Here is a 15153-nt window from a genome sequence, read left to right as displayed (position 1 = left end):
TCACTCCTTTTTTTGTACGTCTTCCGTATCGTCATCTAAAGTCGGAACGACGAAGTCAGGTAAGGTCTTAAATAAACAATCGGCTGTCTCGAAAAACGATTGATTGGAGATAACATTCACGACATCTGCATCGTGGCTGAACGCAAAGACAGACATGTTTTCCTGCATAGAGACGATGACCGTTTTTTCTGGTCTTTCGGAGTAGTAGTACGTTCGGTATTCAATCCGGAAGACATTTGGTTTGGTCGACCAGATGACAAGATCATTCCAACTCGCGTGTGGATAGATGTAAGAATACAATCGTTGAAAGTCTTCAGCATGCTTCAGTTCAGCGACGATGAATCGTTTGTCCGCAAGTGGTGTTAAATCATTATATGTAATCGAATAAAATCGACATAACGCTTCAAATTCCTCTTCGTCATAACGATTCACCTCTACACAGACGAATAGTGGGAAAGCTTGTAATCGATGAAACCACTGCTCAAGAAATGAACTTTCGAATGATGACAATTCATCGTCTGGATTCGTAAAGATGCTAAAGGCAGATGTGTAGTCTTGTTCGATGACGAAGCGCAAATTATCAGGGTCTGAAAAATCATTTGGAATCAATTGAAGATCATCATCGTAATAATATGGCATGTACTCTAATGTTAATTGCAACTTATTCACCTCTATTTCGTACATTCAGTGTAACGTGAATCTCATCATGATGAAGCGGAATTGAAAATTATTACATAATTGTAAGGGTTATAATATAGACTAATGTATTATTATAGTAAAATAAATATAATGACCATTGATACGTAGGAGGAAACAAAAGTGTCAGATTTTAATCTAGCAATGAATCTTTTATTTGGGAGTGTCCATCTCATTCTCATGGCGATGGCGGTCCCATCGATCATCTATGCACTCTATCTATTACGGAAAATCGCTAACAAATGATTGCAGGAACTTTTTGGTAAGAACAAGAAGACAGTTTAAGTACCTACGCATCATCAAAAGGAGGTGATGACATGTCATTTTGGACATGGTTTGCCATCTTATTTGTGTTAGCGGTTAGTGTCTACGCATCTTCTCAACCAAAACGTTCGAAGAAATAACAAAGGCGCGACTTCGATTGTGGAAGCGCGCCTTTTCGTTTATTCAATTTTGCGTATCGAGCCAAGCGATCGCATCTGCCAAGTCGTCCGCAATATAGTCAACGTTTGCTTGTTCCATTCGGTCAGCGTAATCACGAATGGAGCTCTCTCCGGCACCGGTTCGAACTAAGATTTTGATACACCCGCCGTGCGCAGCAGCCATCATATCACTCCAGCGATCCCCGATGACGACACATTGTCGAGTCGGAGATCGTGTTTTGCTTGTGCCTGCCATAATAAATTTGGTGATGGTTTGCGACAAGTGCAACGATCTTCCGCTGCATGCGGACAAATCAGCATGTCATCAAAGCCGAAATCCTGTAATTCTGTCCTGAACTCCTCTTCACGCGCCAATCCTTTTGAGATACCGGGTTGATTCGTAAACGCAATCAGTAAAATCCCTTGATTACGTAAGCGTTCGATTAGCGAAGGAACGTAAGAAAATAACGCAAATGTTCCAGGATAGTGGACGGTGTTATCTCCACCAATCGTCCCGTCTCGGTCAAGAAATATTGTTTGAATAGAATTCATGTGTACAACTCCTTAGTTTACGAAGCATCTTTTAATTCTTGGTACGGTTGAACACGTGCTGCTAGTTGTGCTGGCATGAAAGCTGCGATGACACCGAACAGAATCGGTAAGGCAAGTGATACGCCAATCAGCAACGGTTCATTCCACGGTACGAGATCGTACAAAACATAAATCGTCGAATAGGCAACGATCAGTCCAATGAATCCGGAAATTAAACCGACAAGGAATCCCTCGAGGACAATCAATTGCCGGATCGCGCCGTTCGTCCAACCGAGTGCTTTTAAGACGGCAAGTGAGGCACGGCGATCGGTGACGTTTTGCCACATGATTTCACCCGTCGTTAAAATAGCGATCGTGATCGCGACACCCATCGTCACGTAATGCATCGGACCGACTTGGAGGGCAACGAATTGACCGAGCCACGACGTATAGAGGACACCCTGTAAATGGAACGTCACGAACAGGAAGAACGTCAGCAGTGCCGTAGGTAGAGCAATCGAGAGAACGGACAGGCTATTGCGTTTCCACTTCCCGATCAGTTCCTTCAGTGCGAGCGTCACCGTCGAACGAAGCTTTAGTCCGACACGAGCTGCCTTTGCATATTCACCGGTCTTGATTGCTTCGTATGGTGAAATCCGACGAATCGTCCACGCTGACCACGTCGCACCTGCCAGGTAGATGACGAGACTGAACAGCGCGATCCAGAGAAGGCTCCAGCCGTTCATCGCTTCGCTCCGAACGAGCGAGAAGATGCCTTCGACAATCAAGGCGACTGTTGAGACGAATCCGGCGAGGATCGCCGCCTCGATCAAAACAATTTTGTAGAGGTCCTTCGTTCGCCAGCCGAGAGCGAGTAAGACAGCGAATTCTTTCCGGCGGGCGAGCATTGATACATAACTCGTCGCGAGGACATAGACGATCGCGACCGCAAGCATCGCGAAGATGACACCTGAAAATCCGACGCTCGTCTCGCGGAAGATTGTGATCGCAGCACCGATGTGGATCCATGGCTGTTCGATCCAACCGAGCGTCTTCCCTTCATCGACGACCTTCGTGACGACCGGTTGAGGAGAGGAACCTTTGGTGATCGTAGCGATAAGACCAGTATCTCGTTCGATTTCCGACTTGATGCGTTGTAAGGTTTTATCCGACTGTTCACCGACAGAAGAAGCACCCTTTATTTTTAATCGAATCGATGAAATCGATTGATCACCCATCACCTTTTGGACACTATCGATTGTCGTGAGCACGTTTGGAGAGTTCGTCAACAGACCAATTGGATTCCCGGTCGTGTTGATCGGTTGGGCAGGATTGACCGGTTCATTTTTTGAGTCAAGTACGATACTCGCAGCCGAAGGTCGATAGGTCTCCATCGGTAATTCGTTTAATGGATCTTTGGAGACATTGATCTTGTTTGGATCATACAAACCGACGACATCAAATGTCAGATAAGGATTCATTGATTTAAAAGCAGATCCATCTGATTTTTTCATTTTTATTTCATAAGAATCTACCGTCCGGAAGCCGCGTTTCGGAAGATAAGAGGACGATAATATCGTGTTTTTGAATGCAGTAGGTGCTGTGTGTACTTCATAAGCATTCTCCCATCGTGTAGGGAACGGACTCTTCATCGTTTGATAAGTCAATGAGCCTGTCTGGGCGACGAGTTGAGCGTTAGTATTTGCTTCCGAATGCGGAAGTACCTTAGTTTTTTGACCGAGTAGGGAATCAAAAAAAGCGCTCTCGACTTTAGAGGCATCGACTTTAATGTCTTGGATGATCTTTCGTTTTTCTTGATCGAGAGGTTGAGGAGCGTTCGATTGAGCTAGTCGTTGATAAAATGTGTCGCGTGCTTGTTTCGTTTTCAGATCGACGTTAACTTGTTCTAACTTAAATTGACTATATCCCGTATTGAAGGATTTTGGATTAATCAATACCGGAATATTGAATTCATTGGAACTCTTCTTGCTGGCTGAGGGGACATCCTTCTGGTTGAAGTAACGAAACTTCTTTTTATTCAGGATGCTCTTATCCAAACCGACGAGTTGCGCTTCCGCCTCCGGATCGATTCCGACGATAAGACTATAGGTAAAGGGTTGTATGGATGAAAAACCTTTCGGATCTTGAAGATGGATCAATCGCGTGTTCGGAGGAACAAGCGGCTCTTCCATGGTTGAAAAGTAGGCACCATCCTGCGCGATGAGTTCTTTCGAAAATCCACCAGCACCATAATGTGAATTACTCAGTCGATAAATACCAGGCTTGTCCGGAAAGTGGATTTGATTTGGAATCGAGATGCCGATATTAGCGTATCCCATGACAGCAACTGGGGCTGCGATATCAATCTCGTTCATCTGTTTGATTTGTTGGTACTGTTTAAACGAAATCCCACCGTTGATTCCATTGAGATAATTCGGTTCGAGTAACTTACTCGACTCCGTCGACATCTGACTGCCTTTTGGTCGGACGACGATATCGTAGGCGGATGACCATTTTTTCTGTAAGGTCTGTTCGACCGTCCCTTGACTCGAGTCCGTCAAGTTGAACATCAGACTGAGTCCGGCACTGATGATGAGGGCACCGACAAGCGTCAGGATGAATTTTCCGCGCTGCCGACGCCATTGATTGATGACGAAGCGTAACATATGTAGTCTCCTTTGCTTGTTATTGGGAGAGCTGCGTCTTTAAATAACGCGCAAGATCTTGTTCGAAATGGTGAATCGCTTGTGCATCGAGTGCTTCTACTTCTGTTTGCGTCGCGTAGCGGGTGACGAAATAAGGAGAGAGTGGCGTCACCAGATGGATGCGCTCTGTCCAGTCTGTCAACGATTCGTGACTTCGTCGCTTGAGGGCGCGTGGTAATCGTTGGTTAAAATCAAATAGCATCAGGCGTAATGATTCTTCAGGCGGAGTAAGCATCGATTGAAGGTTTGTTTGTTGGACATAACTTTCAGACGATGGTTGGACCCAATGATTTGCTTCACTGTCAACTTCTAGTGACTGTGATGAACGTCGCCGCCGACGAAGAATCCGGTATGCTACGAAAGCAACGAGTACAAGTACAGCGGTAAAGAATAGAATGTTGTTGGAGGATGTGCCTTCTACAACATTCAAAATAGAAAATGGAGGAAGATCCTTTACTTTTCGACCGCGTGGTGTGCCACCCGTATTTTTACTTTTTTCATCGGACGTCCCCAGATCGACGCCGTCTTCTTTTTCATCGATGTTGTCATCGAAATTACAACTGTTTTTTGTGAAGAATAAATTGGATAAGTCGTTATGATTACATCCCCGCACGATCGTCGTCTCCTGTTCCGAGAAGTCCGCATTCCGAAACGCTTCATATGCGGACTGCGTCGATACCGACAGCAACAGAAAAACGACAATCGAGCCGATGAAGCTCGTGATTAATTTGGCGCGAAACGATTGCAACGCGGAACACCTCCCTATAAACAGTACTTAGACACTTTGCACGGTGCGCTTCCGGCGGTCTTCGACGATTCGTCCATCCTGCATGAAGAGAATGCGGTCAGCGCGTTCGGCGAGTTCCAAGTCATGCGTGACAAACAAGACACCACACTTGGCTTCACGATGCAGCTCTAGTAATAACTCGAAAATCGCGTCACCGGTCACGGAATCAAGATTACCAGTCGGCTCATCTGCAAGAATCCATTGCGGATGATGCAGCAAGGCGCGGGCGATTGCGACCCGTTGTTGCTGTCCGCCGGATAGTTGAGCAGGTAGAGCATTTCGTTTGTCGTCAAGTCCGACCCGTTCGAGCAGCTCAAGGATTCGCTCGTCTTGATTAAACGACGTCTTTTGTTTTAACAAGGCAACCTTTAGGTTTTCAGATACCGTCAGTGCCGGTAATAAGTGAAACTGCTGGAAGATGAAGCCAATCTCTTGCGAGCGGAATTGTGATAACCGTTTGTTCTTCCAAGACGTAATGTCCTGTCTGTCATAGAAAATCTGACCAGACGACGGACGATCGAGCGAACCAAGGAGACTAAGGAACGTCGATTTTCCGGACCCGGATGGACCGACGAGTGCCGTTACTTCCGATTGCAAAAATTGTCCGTTTAGTTGATGCAAGACATCGGTCCGGACACCTCTTCGCTCGAACGAGTGCGAAACATCTTGAAAGGTAATATTCATGTGACCACTCCTTTTACATAATTTGGTTAAATATAGTGTATTATTTTTAGAAAATTTTGTCTATTGTGTTTTTATTTTTGAAATCCTTACTCATTTATATTTTTCTCATAACTTCTCTCTAAGATTGGATTAACACCAATCTAGGGAGGTATTTAAAATGAAACGAAGACGGAAGAAATGGCTATGCATCAGTAGAAGAATCATGCTGAAGCTCCTGAGAATCGATACCGCCATCTTTTAGGACGATGAGAGGAATAAGGAACGAAAAGAGTAGTGGAGTCGAAGACATTAAAAATATTCTTCTACTGCTCAGGAACGACAGTGGACGAAGAAATCACTTCGACCTGCCCTTGATTTACTAGGCATGTCTGTCATCGTCAAACGGATGATTGATTCACATGATGGTGAGGTAACGATTGAGAATCATCTGCATCAAGGAACTATCGTGACCGTTTTGTTGATGATGCACGGGATTCGAGCATGATGACATAAAAAAGGAGCGCGAACTCACACGAGGTCCTCGTGAAGTGTGGCGCTCTTTTAATATGTTTCTAGTCTGATATGAATTGCTCGTAATTGTTTTTTCAAAGCCGTTCTCGCTAAAGGTTCACCCTTTCCTGTACCACGCTCAAAGGCATAATCACTAAAGATTTTAGCACCGTCCTTGAGCCAGTTCGCACGATACAAGTCGTGTGCTTCACTTTTTGATAAGAAGATACCATCATCGATTTCGACATCATCTTCTACTCCGAACTGAAAGCCGCAACAAGAACAAAGTTCGAACGAAGCGTCACCATTTTCATAATAAGCAACGTCGTCCATTCGGTCATATCCACAGACGGGACATATGTATTTCATGAAAGCACCTCATTGCTCAAGAACCTTTTGATACTTGTATCCTTTTAAGATATCTGCTTGATCCGTATAGGTCCATTCAGCGATGGACTGGTCGGGATGCGACTCAAAATAATGATTGAGGATATCACGCCCTAACATGTAGTTACTCCAGCGAGGAATCTCTTTTTGTTCGTTACCTACGACGAAGTCGAGTTGTGATACTTCATAGTTGTTGACCAGATGTACGACATGTTTCTTCGTTGCTTCATCCATCTCGACATTCCAAGGGATGGAAACGCCTTTGACGATTCGATCGGCAAAGGCATCTGCCTTTCCTTCTACAATGACGGAATCAAGAGTCGTATTTAAACTAAAATCAGGTGTATCCATGAGGACTAAGTGATGATATTCATGTGCCGTCGAATATGCCAGGACGTCTTTATCGTAGTTTGTATCCAGGTAGAGAATGAATGCATCTTTATAGGCTGCTCCTGAAACACCTTTCATTGACTGAAGATCGAAAGAGGATTCAGGATTAACCGGAGCGACGATGATGGTACTTTTCTTTTTGGGAAGGATCTTATGAGAAGCGATGTAATTTTTTTTAATGATTTTTGTAATGTCATCTTGTTGTTTCATCAAGTTCTCGATTTTATCGAGGAGCTCTTGTTCGTATACGGTTGATTGCAGCATCAGAGAACCTTTTAAGTCGGCTGTCGCGAACTGATCCTTTTCCCCGATTTTGTCGATATAGCTTAAGACATACTTCGCATAATTCTTTTTATCTACTTCAGGATCATTTGTTTTTAAGGACGCTTGTAGATATTTTTTATATGGTTCATAGAGAAAAACAATGTTCAATTTGCTTTCGACATCAATTTTTACAGATTCGGATTGTACTTTTGTACTCTTTGACATCATTTTAGTAGGCTGTGTTGTCTTTTGCTCTTCTGTACAAGCGGATAAAAGCAGAAGGGGAGCAGTTAAAAGTAATATCAGTGATTTTTTCAAGCTACGTTCATCCTCCTTTTTTTTATGATGTAACAACTGCTGTTCAATCATTCCTCTTTCGCCATATGATCAATGACGAGCGGATCGCTGTAGGACAAAATGTAAAAATCCTGTTCATGTGTCCTGATGGCAAATAAGTGCAAGTCTCCCCGTTCAGTATAGATTTCGTCCGTTTTCATAAACTTCGCGGCGAACTCTCCAAATATCGATTCTTTTGATTTCACGACTGGATATGGATTTCGGAGTTTCTCGTCGATGATGCCATGCTCTTGCAATGTCCCTAGGAAAACGGCGTACTTTTCAAAACGCATCAAAAAGTAATCACGCGAAGGATCGTCAATCAAAAGCTTGAACGCTTCGTCAGCTCCATAAAAATAGAAATCAATTGCATAATGATCATTTGCTTTTAGCGACATCTTATCCAGTTCGAGTTCGTATTCTTCAGTCGTCAGTAAAAAATCAAGATCAATCGTTTTCACGGGAAATCACTCCTCTATGAAGATCACGGACATCTGACGTGAAAGATAAACTGTTATTTTTCTGATGAATCTTTATCGATGAACCATTTCGGACCATGATCGGCAATGAAACGATGTTCTGCCCGATAATGTGTATCGTGACCCTCTTCTTTCATCTTCATGAAGGCAGCATCGCCGTCGACAGCTCGTTGATCAATCAACAGATATAGCGCTTCGACGCGCAACAATAACATCGATAGCAATTCGGAACGCGGACCTCTATAACCATAAGCATCAAGGAATCGACTCACTCGTTCGGCGAAGCGTGCATCATTTTGCTCCGGTGAATAGGCAAGAACAGATCCGTCAGGTGCTTGCCGTCTACTGCTGAGCGGAACGAACGTATAGAGCGCGTAGACAATGTCCCATGCACGTGGCCCGGGTGCTGCGAGGTCAAAGTCAATCACGCCACTCAGTTTTTGATCTTGAAAAATCGTATTGTAGACGGCAAAATCATTGTGGCAGATGACTTCGTATGGAGTAGGGGTATTAAGCAATGGCTCCCAGTTTTCGGTTTTGAAGTCGACTGTAGCGTCATGATACTTGCGCATCAGACGTGCGACATCGTCCAACACGTCGTCTTGCCACATGTACGCTTTTAGCGGATAGTCAGCCGTCTCACCGGGGAGGAAGGTCAGAATCTCTCGATTTTGTTCGTCGATGCCGGCAAAGCGGGGAACACCGGATAGATGTTTCGCTTCTAAATGGCGTAATAGACGGTGAACATTTGGACTGTTCTCATTTTGTGTACGATAGACATAGTTACCTTTTTGATAGACAGCGGAGACATTTCCGCCAGTCAATCGTTGTTCTTCAGACATAATCGCGCCTACTTTCTTTGTTTCGTTTGTAATCGGTTACATATCGGCTAGTCTTTTTGCATGCGTTTATGAAAAAGCGAATGCTTTACGCACGATTGTCATGTTCTTCAATCGTCGACACTGCATCGAAGAGAGCATCAAGCGTCGGATTCGTGACATGATCGAGGAATGTGTCAACGTCTTCCGTCGAACGAAGACGAACGATTTTGTCCGCTTCACCTGTAACTGGCGGCTCGATTCGTTGCCGCTGATAGATGTCGTGGTACGTCGAGTCACCACGAATCTCTCGTCCATCGCGTTTGGAGTGAGTCAGTCGGTTTGAAAGGATGGCTTCGGGTAAATCGAACTAGACGAGGATCGAGCGGAACGTCGAACGGGGAAATTGATTTAACAGCTGTTTCCGACCGGTCCGTGTAGTATTGGCATTACATAAAATGATTGTCTCAAAGGATGAAGTAATCGCCTTTTCGATCAACCATCCCGTCAAGTCATGTTTGATGTGATTCGGACCTTCTGTTGGGACGAGGTCCGGATAATGTTCGAGCAAAAAGCGTGCTTGTAGATTCTGATCGATGACAAGGCTTGAGGGGAGACTATAAGCAAGCTTTTTGGCGAACGTCGTTTTCCCGGCATGTGTCGGACCGATCGTCAACAGGACCGTCCTCATGACGTTAGTTGTTCCTCGGGTAAGCGATCAGCGAGAATCTGCGCGAGCCAGTCTTCTTTCGTACCGAAGCAAGGAGTCGTTCGCCCGATATGATAAAACGTGCTTGCTAACGGTCCGGTGAAATAAGTCGCATCCGGCATACATAAATAAATCGGTCGATTCGTCGCAAGCGCAATCCCGAGTTCGACGTGGCTACTTTTTCCTGCTGGTAACACGAGGACAAAGGCGTCCGCTTGCTTGACAGCTTCGAATTCCGCAAGACCAATTTTTCTTAATGCTTCAGAATCTTCTGCCCGGTCGTTCTTCGTCCAGTCGTATGTTAAATCGTGACCACGCAAGCGGAGTTCATCCCGGAGCCAGCGGACGGTCAAAATGTGGTCAAAGCGAGAAGCGATATAGAGTTTCATTCGTCGTACATCCTCCTTTTTATCTCTCTGTGTCCCATCCTATCGAATTCATTCACTCAAGAAAAGGGAATTATAAGAAAAATTTGAAAAAATTGAAACTTTTTTGACGTACCGCGTATCTAATAGGGGAGTGATTGCAAAAAAGGAGGATGCCGATGTGTTTCGAAAGCCAAGTGCAGCATTATCCGACGCTGCTTTTGAAGCAGCTTTATTCGCAGAAGAAGACTATGTGTACCGTATTTCCTTCATTTATCTGAAAGAGGAGGCGGCAGCGCTTGAGAACGTCCAAGAGGTCGCGTACCGGGCATGGCGTGGGCGAAAGAGTTTACGGGATGCTTCGTATTTTAAGACGTGGTTGACGCGCATCACGATGAATTGCGCTTTCCAGCAACATCGAGCGTCGTTTCAGCCGCTCGCGATCGAACCGAGTCAAACGACGTTGTTTGAAGAGCGTCTCGTCGATCGCTTGTACCTGGACGATTTACTGGAAGTCCTCGAACCGACCGAGCGTTCGATCGTCTACTTCCGGTATGAAGAAGATTTGTCATTGCAAGAGATTGCGCAAACCTTCAACGTGCCACTGAGTACGATCAAAAGCACGTTGTACCGCGCACTCGAGAAAGTACGACGACAGAAGGGGATGAGTCTATGAATCACGATCCAAAAATCTTGATCGATGTACCGTCATCCGTCAGGCAACGAACAATTCAGGGCATCCACAAAGCGAAACGGCGCCGGCGCTCGTTACAAGCTGCTTGTCTCGCAGCAGGTCTGACGATCATCGGCTTTAGTTCCTTGCATGAGACCGTTCCCGAGCAATCGTCGCAATCGATGGTGGTCGGCATGTATTATGATGAAAAGTTATACACGGTAGCCCAAAAAATTACGGATACAGAGTGGCAACAGCTGAAAGGGAAGCGACTTGGCGTCACGGATGATGTCTTAACCGATACGAAACTAGAACAGGACACATCTGATTTTGCGTCGAACCTTGATGCGTTTACCGTCTATCAAATCAAGGATGATCCGGTATCTGAGCACGTGTTAGTCGTCGGTCAGGAAGAGGGTCGAGAACGGGTGATGATTCTGTCGCCCACACGATAAGGGGGAGAGAAATATGACCATCCGGTCTTGGACAACAGATGATCTACCGCAATTGGTTGGATTGATGACGCAACTTGGTTATCCGGCAAGCGAAGACGTCTTACGCGAACGATTTTCGCGGATAACTCGTCATCCGGATTATGAATTGCTTGTGTTAGAAGACGACGATATTCTTCTCGGCTGCGTCGGTCTGTTTCAGGCGCAAGCGTTCGAGCATGATACGACCTATGTCCGAATCGTCGCGTTTGTCGTCAACGCGAAACATCGTCGGCAGGGAATTGGACGCCGTTTGATCCGAGCAGCGGAAGACTGGGCGCACGCAAGAGGAGCAACTGCCGTCTTGCTGAACAGTGGTAATCGACCAGAACGCGAAGCAGCCCATCACTTTTACCAAGCAATGGGCTACGGCGTAACGAGCACGAGTTATTCGAAATCACTCGCTTCATCGTGATTGACGGAAACCATGGAAAGCACGAAATCCTTGCTCTTCATAAAAAGAAGAGGATTGACGAGTTGCCAGTAAATCAATTCGTGTCGGGTAGGTGTGCTTCAGGTGATCGAGCAACTGTTGTCCGTACCCACGCTTGCGTGCTTTTCGGCTGACGAGAAGCTCACAGACGTATGTCGTCACGAAACCGTCCGTCAAAGCACGGACATAAGCAAGGACTTGTCCGTCGCACTCGAGGACGTAAGCGGCATTGGCATTCATCCACGCGTTGCGGGTCCGCTCTTGATCAGCAACGAGATCCTGCCAGCCTTCTTGTTCGTTCAAGCGATGAATCTGATCAAAATCTTCAGGTTGAAAACGGCGAATCTGTTCAGTCATAGACGAGTCTCCTTCGGAATAAGATTTTGTAACAGAAGCGGCAACTGACGCCAGTCCGAAAATTGCGTGTCGGTCAACGCAATATCGCCCGTGCGCTTCCAAATCGCCTGCATACCGAGTGCGCGTGCCGGTAAGATATCGTGATCGTAATTGTCACCAACAAACAGCACCTCTTCTGGACGAATACTTAAACGTTCTGTCACACGTAAGAAAAACGCCAGATCCGGTTTACGTAAGCCTTCTTGTTCCGAGATTCCGATCTGCGTAAAGGCAGAAGTGAGTCCAATCGCGTCAAGGACGGCACGTTGAAACAACGTCCTACCGTTCGAGAGCAAACCAATCGGTAGCTCGGGCGGTAATTGCGCAAAAAAGGTCGTAACGCCAGGGAAGCTCTGTGCGAAGGTCGGGTAACGCGTCACGTAGTCGTGTAGCAGTACTTCAATAGAAAGCGACAACTGGAAGAGCCGAATCATCTCGGCATAGACGACGTCTTTCCAGACCCGGCCGCCTTGATCAAGCTCTAAGAAGACGCTGACGTATTCGTCTAGCGCAATAGGCGAGGTTTGAGCTGAAAAACGCTCATATTGGTTCTCGAGAAAGGAGGGAAGAGACCCGCTCCGGTCATGTAACGTCTCGTCTAAATCAAACAATAGTGCACGAATCAAGATCAACAACACCTTTCATACTATAGAGGAGTGATTTCATTGGAACGAATGATTCAGCAACAAGAAAAACAAGTGACGTATTACGATGACGGTTCGACAGGTCGACCGTTGTTAGTGTTACCATCACTCGGTGGAACGTATCAGGACTGGGCGGACATTTTAACGAAACTAACACCGCACTATCGCGTCGTCAGCTTTCATCTGCACGAATGGTCAGACGATTACATGGACGGAACGACCGGCATCTTACGTCAAATCGACCAGTTCCTCAGCGCAATGAATATCACGACCCCAGTCACACTCGTCGGACATTCCTACGGCGGTCTCGTCGCACAAGCTTTCGCTTTACATTATCCAAAACGTGTCGCCGGTCTCGTCCTTGTTGAGGCGACATCTGTTGACTTAGCAGAACTTGATCAGCTCGATACACCGACGCTCGATCAAGAAGGAAATGACTCCGTCTGGATCGAACGATTCGCGGAATTAGCGACAGCAACCGACCTTCGCGTTCGATTCCCGGATGGTGACGCCCGCACGGACTGGAACCCAGCGTACTATCAGGCGATGCATGCCATCATTTCAAAGTGGAAGAGTGATGCGAAGGCGCTTCAGCCACTCATGCGTGACCTTGGGTTCCCGCTGACCGTTCTCGGACGGGACAAAGCGCAGTCGATCGAAATGATGAGCGCTGCTGGTTTTCCAAAAGACGAACTGAAGCGGATGGAAGAAAAATGGCAGGAATTGATTCAGCGACAGGCGAATCTATCCTATCAGGCGAACGTGACGTTCGTTCCGGGAACATCACACCTGATGCATCGCGATCGTCCGGACGTCATCGTAAACGCGATTTTGACACTACATCAACCGAAGGAGTTTACCGTATGACACGCATATACGTACTGCATGGGTTAATGGGAACGGCAGCGACACACTTTGCGCCACAACTATCCGCTCTAGCGGATGATTTTACGTTCATTCCGATCGATCTACCTGGTCACGGAATGACGACGGAACCGGCAACGGAGGATTACTTACAACAAGCAACACGTGCCATCCGCGAACGGATGGCACAGGAAGGTCCAGGATGGATTCTCGGGTTGTCGCTCGGCGCGACGCTTGCGATGCAACTGGCGCTCGACCCACCGGACGAACTCGAAGGGGTATGTATCACGGGTTTTTCACCTTTCATTCCTAAAGCGATGGAACCGCTGATGCGCGAACAACGAGAGTTTTTCCTTAATATCGATCAGCAAGCACCTGAAATTGCCGACCAATTTGAACAGTTGCATGGTCCTGCCTGGAAAACGACAGCACGGGCAGTCCTCGATTTGATGACGTTCCGTTTCCCGGCACTGACGGAAACGATGTTGCAGTCAATCACGCTTCCGGTCGTCATCCTAAACGGGACGAATGAAACGTACGAAGTCGACGCAACCGCGTTCGTTGCGGAACACGTGCCGAACGTCATCGTCTTACCGGTCGAGGAAGCCGGGCATACGGCAAATCTTGATCAACCAGAACGCTTCAACGCCTTACTGCTTCAAGCGCATCAATCCATGTTGACGACTTAAGCGTTTTTTCATCTTCTCTTGATACATCCGTGCATCTGCCTCATGCAGGACGTCGTCGATCCGGCGTCCTGTTGTCGAATGAACGGCACCAATCGCGAGTCCAATCTCGTGCGTTGCGAACGTCGAGCGGACGTGTTCGACGAATGCCTCAAACGTGTCAATCGACGGACTATCGTCGATCAAGACGAATTCATCACCACCGATTCGGTAACCATGATCTGTTAAGCGGCGGATGCAAAGTCCAGTTTGTTCAAGCAAGGCGTCACCGACCGCGTGACCGAACCGGTCGTTAAGCTCCTTTAGTTCATTCAAGTCAAGCAGGATCAATCCATACGTCGTCTTCTCTTGATCGAGATTGCGGACAGCCTCGTTGAAGGCATGGCGATTCCCTAAACCAGTCAAGGCATCGATACGGTATTGATCGAGTAATGCCTGTTGTGATTTCAACTGCTCGTCAATGTTACGGATCACCCCTTGGATGGCAACGATCTGTCCATTTTCGCGAATCGGCGTCGCATATTCTTCGAACCAGACGTACGTCCCGTCATTTGTCCGCCAGCGTTGCCGGAACGGTTGATGGTAGTCACAGTCGCCCGAAATCTTCGACATCAAGACTTCGATGTCTTCCGGATGAATCCTTGCAAAACACTGATCTGGATCCATATAGCTGGCTGCTGCCACTCCCTTGCCGATATGGTCATCGAGGGATGGACTGATATATCGGAATCGATATTCCGGTTGGACTTCAAACACATAGAAGATATCTTTACATAACGCAATTGTATCTGGTTGTTGCTGGCGGAATAACCGGAAACTGAGCAACATTAAAAGACTACCCATAATCAATCCCAATACAAATATGACGTCCACCTCCTGTACTCAACGTCCATCATATCATGAT

At 46.6% G+C, this 15153-nt stretch carries 22 protein-coding genes; 6 read left to right on the top strand and 16 right to left on the bottom strand.

Annotated elements, in window-relative coordinates:
* A complete protein-coding gene (locus B4F99_RS12980) occupies positions 1 to 660 on the bottom strand; it encodes a hypothetical protein (protein WP_290758643.1) in 660 nt (219 codons plus the stop codon).
* Positions 661 to 819: 159 nt separating this feature from the next.
* Between B4F99_RS12980 and B4F99_RS12975 the strand changes: the two genes are divergently transcribed.
* Positions 820 to 942 (top strand): hypothetical protein, encoded by a 123-nt coding sequence (locus B4F99_RS12975; RefSeq protein ID WP_290758640.1) that lies wholly within the window; start codon positions 820 to 822, stop codon positions 940 to 942.
* A 201-nt stretch (positions 943 to 1143) separates the two neighbouring features.
* On the opposite strand, the gene B4F99_RS12970 is transcribed toward B4F99_RS12975, so the two are convergent.
* The 12 genes from B4F99_RS12970 to B4F99_RS12915 all read right to left on the bottom strand — a co-directional run bounded on the left by B4F99_RS12970 (position 1144) and on the right by B4F99_RS12915 (position 10086).
* Complete coding sequence (locus B4F99_RS12970) at positions 1144 to 1302, bottom strand: hypothetical protein (RefSeq protein ID WP_349677555.1); 159 nt, start codon at positions 1300 to 1302, stop codon at positions 1144 to 1146.
* Positions 1302 to 1670, bottom strand: a complete 369-nt coding sequence (locus tag B4F99_RS12965) for an HAD-IIIA family hydrolase (RefSeq protein WP_290758634.1) — start codon at positions 1668 to 1670, stop codon at positions 1302 to 1304. Before B4F99_RS12965 ends, B4F99_RS12970 begins: the two co-directional genes overlap by 1 nt.
* Before the next feature lie 17 nt (positions 1671 to 1687).
* Positions 1688 to 4315: an ABC transporter permease gene (locus B4F99_RS12960; RefSeq protein ID WP_290758631.1), complete on the bottom strand. Its 2628-nt coding sequence runs from the start codon at positions 4313 to 4315 to the stop codon at positions 1688 to 1690.
* 19 nt (positions 4316 to 4334) lie between these two features.
* On the bottom strand, positions 4335 to 5102 hold the full coding sequence (locus tag B4F99_RS12955) for a hypothetical protein (RefSeq protein ID WP_290758628.1): 768 nt from the start codon (positions 5100 to 5102) through the stop codon (positions 4335 to 4337).
* Positions 5103 to 5129: 27 nt separating this feature from the next.
* Entirely contained in the window at positions 5130 to 5825 is a 696-nt protein-coding gene (locus B4F99_RS12950; RefSeq protein ID WP_290758625.1) for an ABC transporter ATP-binding protein, read from the bottom strand.
* Positions 5826 to 6365: 540 nt separating this feature from the next.
* Positions 6366 to 6683, bottom strand: a complete 318-nt coding sequence (locus B4F99_RS12945) for a hypothetical protein (protein WP_290758621.1) — start codon at positions 6681 to 6683, stop codon at positions 6366 to 6368.
* A 9-nt stretch (positions 6684 to 6692) separates the two neighbouring features.
* A complete protein-coding gene (locus B4F99_RS12940; RefSeq protein WP_290758619.1) occupies positions 6693 to 7523 on the bottom strand; it encodes a DUF2268 domain-containing protein in 831 nt (276 codons plus the stop codon).
* Between the two features lie 197 nt (positions 7524 to 7720).
* Complete coding sequence (locus tag B4F99_RS12935; RefSeq protein ID WP_290758617.1) at positions 7721 to 8152, bottom strand: hypothetical protein; 432 nt, start codon at positions 8150 to 8152, stop codon at positions 7721 to 7723.
* A gap of 53 nt (positions 8153 to 8205) precedes the next feature.
* Positions 8206 to 9012 (bottom strand): phosphotransferase, encoded by an 807-nt coding sequence (locus B4F99_RS12930; RefSeq protein ID WP_290758615.1) that lies wholly within the window; start codon positions 9010 to 9012, stop codon positions 8206 to 8208.
* 66 nt (positions 9013 to 9078) lie between these two features.
* Positions 9079 to 9288, bottom strand: coding sequence for a hypothetical protein (locus B4F99_RS12925; protein WP_290758613.1), 210 nt, complete (start codon positions 9286 to 9288; stop codon positions 9079 to 9081).
* 70 nt (positions 9289 to 9358) lie between these two features.
* The gene (locus B4F99_RS12920; RefSeq protein ID WP_290758611.1) at positions 9359 to 9679 is read right to left on the bottom strand and encodes an AAA family ATPase; all 321 of its coding nucleotides are present in this window, start codon (positions 9677 to 9679) and stop codon (positions 9359 to 9361) included.
* A complete protein-coding gene (locus B4F99_RS12915) occupies positions 9676 to 10086 on the bottom strand; it encodes a group-specific protein (RefSeq protein WP_290750574.1) in 411 nt (136 codons plus the stop codon). The genes B4F99_RS12920 and B4F99_RS12915 overlap by 4 nt, the downstream gene beginning before the upstream one ends.
* 157 nt (positions 10087 to 10243) lie before the next feature.
* Here B4F99_RS12915 and B4F99_RS12910 point away from each other — a divergent pair, with 157 nt between their 5' ends.
* From B4F99_RS12910 to B4F99_RS12900, 3 genes are read left to right on the top strand one after another with little or no spacing between them, the layout of a single operon-like run.
* On the top strand, positions 10244 to 10738 hold the full coding sequence (locus B4F99_RS12910) for a sigma-70 family RNA polymerase sigma factor (protein WP_290758608.1): 495 nt from the start codon (positions 10244 to 10246) through the stop codon (positions 10736 to 10738).
* The gene (locus tag B4F99_RS12905; RefSeq protein WP_290758605.1) at positions 10735 to 11190 is read left to right on the top strand and encodes a hypothetical protein; all 456 of its coding nucleotides are present in this window, start codon (positions 10735 to 10737) and stop codon (positions 11188 to 11190) included. Before B4F99_RS12910 ends, B4F99_RS12905 begins: the two co-directional genes overlap by 4 nt.
* A 13-nt stretch (positions 11191 to 11203) precedes the next feature.
* Complete coding sequence (locus B4F99_RS12900; RefSeq protein WP_290758602.1) at positions 11204 to 11641, top strand: GNAT family N-acetyltransferase; 438 nt, start codon at positions 11204 to 11206, stop codon at positions 11639 to 11641.
* On the opposite strand, the gene B4F99_RS12895 is transcribed toward B4F99_RS12900, so the two are convergent.
* Together B4F99_RS12895 and B4F99_RS12890 are read right to left on the bottom strand one after the other, a co-directional pair.
* Positions 11633 to 12016 carry a GNAT family N-acetyltransferase gene (locus B4F99_RS12895; RefSeq protein ID WP_290758599.1) on the bottom strand — a complete coding sequence of 128 codons (384 nt, stop codon included), beginning with the start codon at positions 12014 to 12016 and terminating at the stop codon, positions 11633 to 11635. The two genes, B4F99_RS12900 and B4F99_RS12895, sit on opposite strands and share 9 nt — an antisense overlap.
* Positions 12013 to 12681, bottom strand: coding sequence for an HAD family hydrolase (locus B4F99_RS12890; RefSeq protein ID WP_290758597.1), 669 nt, complete (start codon positions 12679 to 12681; stop codon positions 12013 to 12015). Before B4F99_RS12890 ends, B4F99_RS12895 begins: the two co-directional genes overlap by 4 nt.
* Before the next feature lie 48 nt (positions 12682 to 12729).
* Here B4F99_RS12890 and B4F99_RS12885 point away from each other — a divergent pair, with 48 nt between their 5' ends.
* Together B4F99_RS12885 and B4F99_RS12880 are read left to right on the top strand one after the other, a co-directional pair.
* Complete coding sequence (locus B4F99_RS12885; RefSeq protein WP_290759487.1) at positions 12730 to 13566, top strand: alpha/beta fold hydrolase; 837 nt, start codon at positions 12730 to 12732, stop codon at positions 13564 to 13566.
* Positions 13563 to 14252, top strand: coding sequence for an alpha/beta fold hydrolase (locus B4F99_RS12880; protein WP_290758594.1), 690 nt, complete (start codon positions 13563 to 13565; stop codon positions 14250 to 14252). Before B4F99_RS12885 ends, B4F99_RS12880 begins: the two co-directional genes overlap by 4 nt.
* On the opposite strand, the gene B4F99_RS12875 is transcribed toward B4F99_RS12880, so the two are convergent.
* Positions 14214 to 15077, bottom strand: coding sequence for a sensor domain-containing diguanylate cyclase (locus B4F99_RS12875; RefSeq protein ID WP_290758591.1), 864 nt, complete (start codon positions 15075 to 15077; stop codon positions 14214 to 14216). The genes B4F99_RS12880 and B4F99_RS12875 overlap by 39 nt on opposite strands.
* Positions 15078 to 15153 lie beyond the last annotated feature (76 nt).

The sequence above is a fragment of the Exiguobacterium sp. UBA3491 genome, assembly GCF_002377745.1.
Lineage (GTDB): Bacteria > Bacillota > Bacilli > Exiguobacteriales > Exiguobacteriaceae > Exiguobacterium_A.
The sequence above is the reverse complement of the archived record's forward strand: the minus strand, read 5'-3'. Positions and strand labels throughout refer to the sequence as shown.

Excerpts from the sequence above, each read along its gene's own strand:
- B4F99_RS12970 (WP_349677555.1), bottom strand. The coding sequence starts at position 1,302 with ATGGCTGCTGCGCACGGCGGGTGTATCAAAATCTTAGTTCGAACCGGT.
- B4F99_RS12965 (WP_290758634.1), bottom strand. The coding sequence starts at position 1,670 with ATGAATTCTATTCAAACAATATTTCTTGACCGAGACGGGACGATTGGT.
- B4F99_RS12960 (WP_290758631.1), bottom strand. The coding sequence starts at position 4,315 with ATGTTACGCTTCGTCATCAATCAATGGCGTCGGCAGCGCGGAAAATTC.
- B4F99_RS12950 (WP_290758625.1), bottom strand. The coding sequence starts at position 5,825 with ATGAATATTACCTTTCAAGATGTTTCGCACTCGTTCGAGCGAAGAGGT.
- B4F99_RS12945 (WP_290758621.1), bottom strand. The coding sequence starts at position 6,683 with ATGAAATACATATGTCCCGTCTGTGGATATGACCGAATGGACGACGTT.
- B4F99_RS12930 (WP_290758615.1), bottom strand. The coding sequence starts at position 9,012 with ATGTCTGAAGAACAACGATTGACTGGCGGAAATGTCTCCGCTGTCTAT.
- B4F99_RS12920 (WP_290758611.1), bottom strand. The coding sequence starts at position 9,679 with ATGAGGACGGTCCTGTTGACGATCGGTCCGACACATGCCGGGAAAACG.
- B4F99_RS12915 (WP_290750574.1), bottom strand. The coding sequence starts at position 10,086 with ATGAAACTCTATATCGCTTCTCGCTTTGACCACATTTTGACCGTCCGC.
- B4F99_RS12905 (WP_290758605.1), top strand. The coding sequence starts at position 10,735 with ATGAATCACGATCCAAAAATCTTGATCGATGTACCGTCATCCGTCAGG.
- B4F99_RS12900 (WP_290758602.1), top strand. The coding sequence starts at position 11,204 with ATGACCATCCGGTCTTGGACAACAGATGATCTACCGCAATTGGTTGGA.
- B4F99_RS12895 (WP_290758599.1), bottom strand. The coding sequence starts at position 12,016 with ATGACTGAACAGATTCGCCGTTTTCAACCTGAAGATTTTGATCAGATT.
- B4F99_RS12885 (WP_290759487.1), top strand. The coding sequence starts at position 12,730 with ATGATTCAGCAACAAGAAAAACAAGTGACGTATTACGATGACGGTTCG.
- B4F99_RS12880 (WP_290758594.1), top strand. The coding sequence starts at position 13,563 with ATGACACGCATATACGTACTGCATGGGTTAATGGGAACGGCAGCGACA.
- B4F99_RS12875 (WP_290758591.1), bottom strand. The coding sequence starts at position 15,077 with ATGTTGCTCAGTTTCCGGTTATTCCGCCAGCAACAACCAGATACAATT.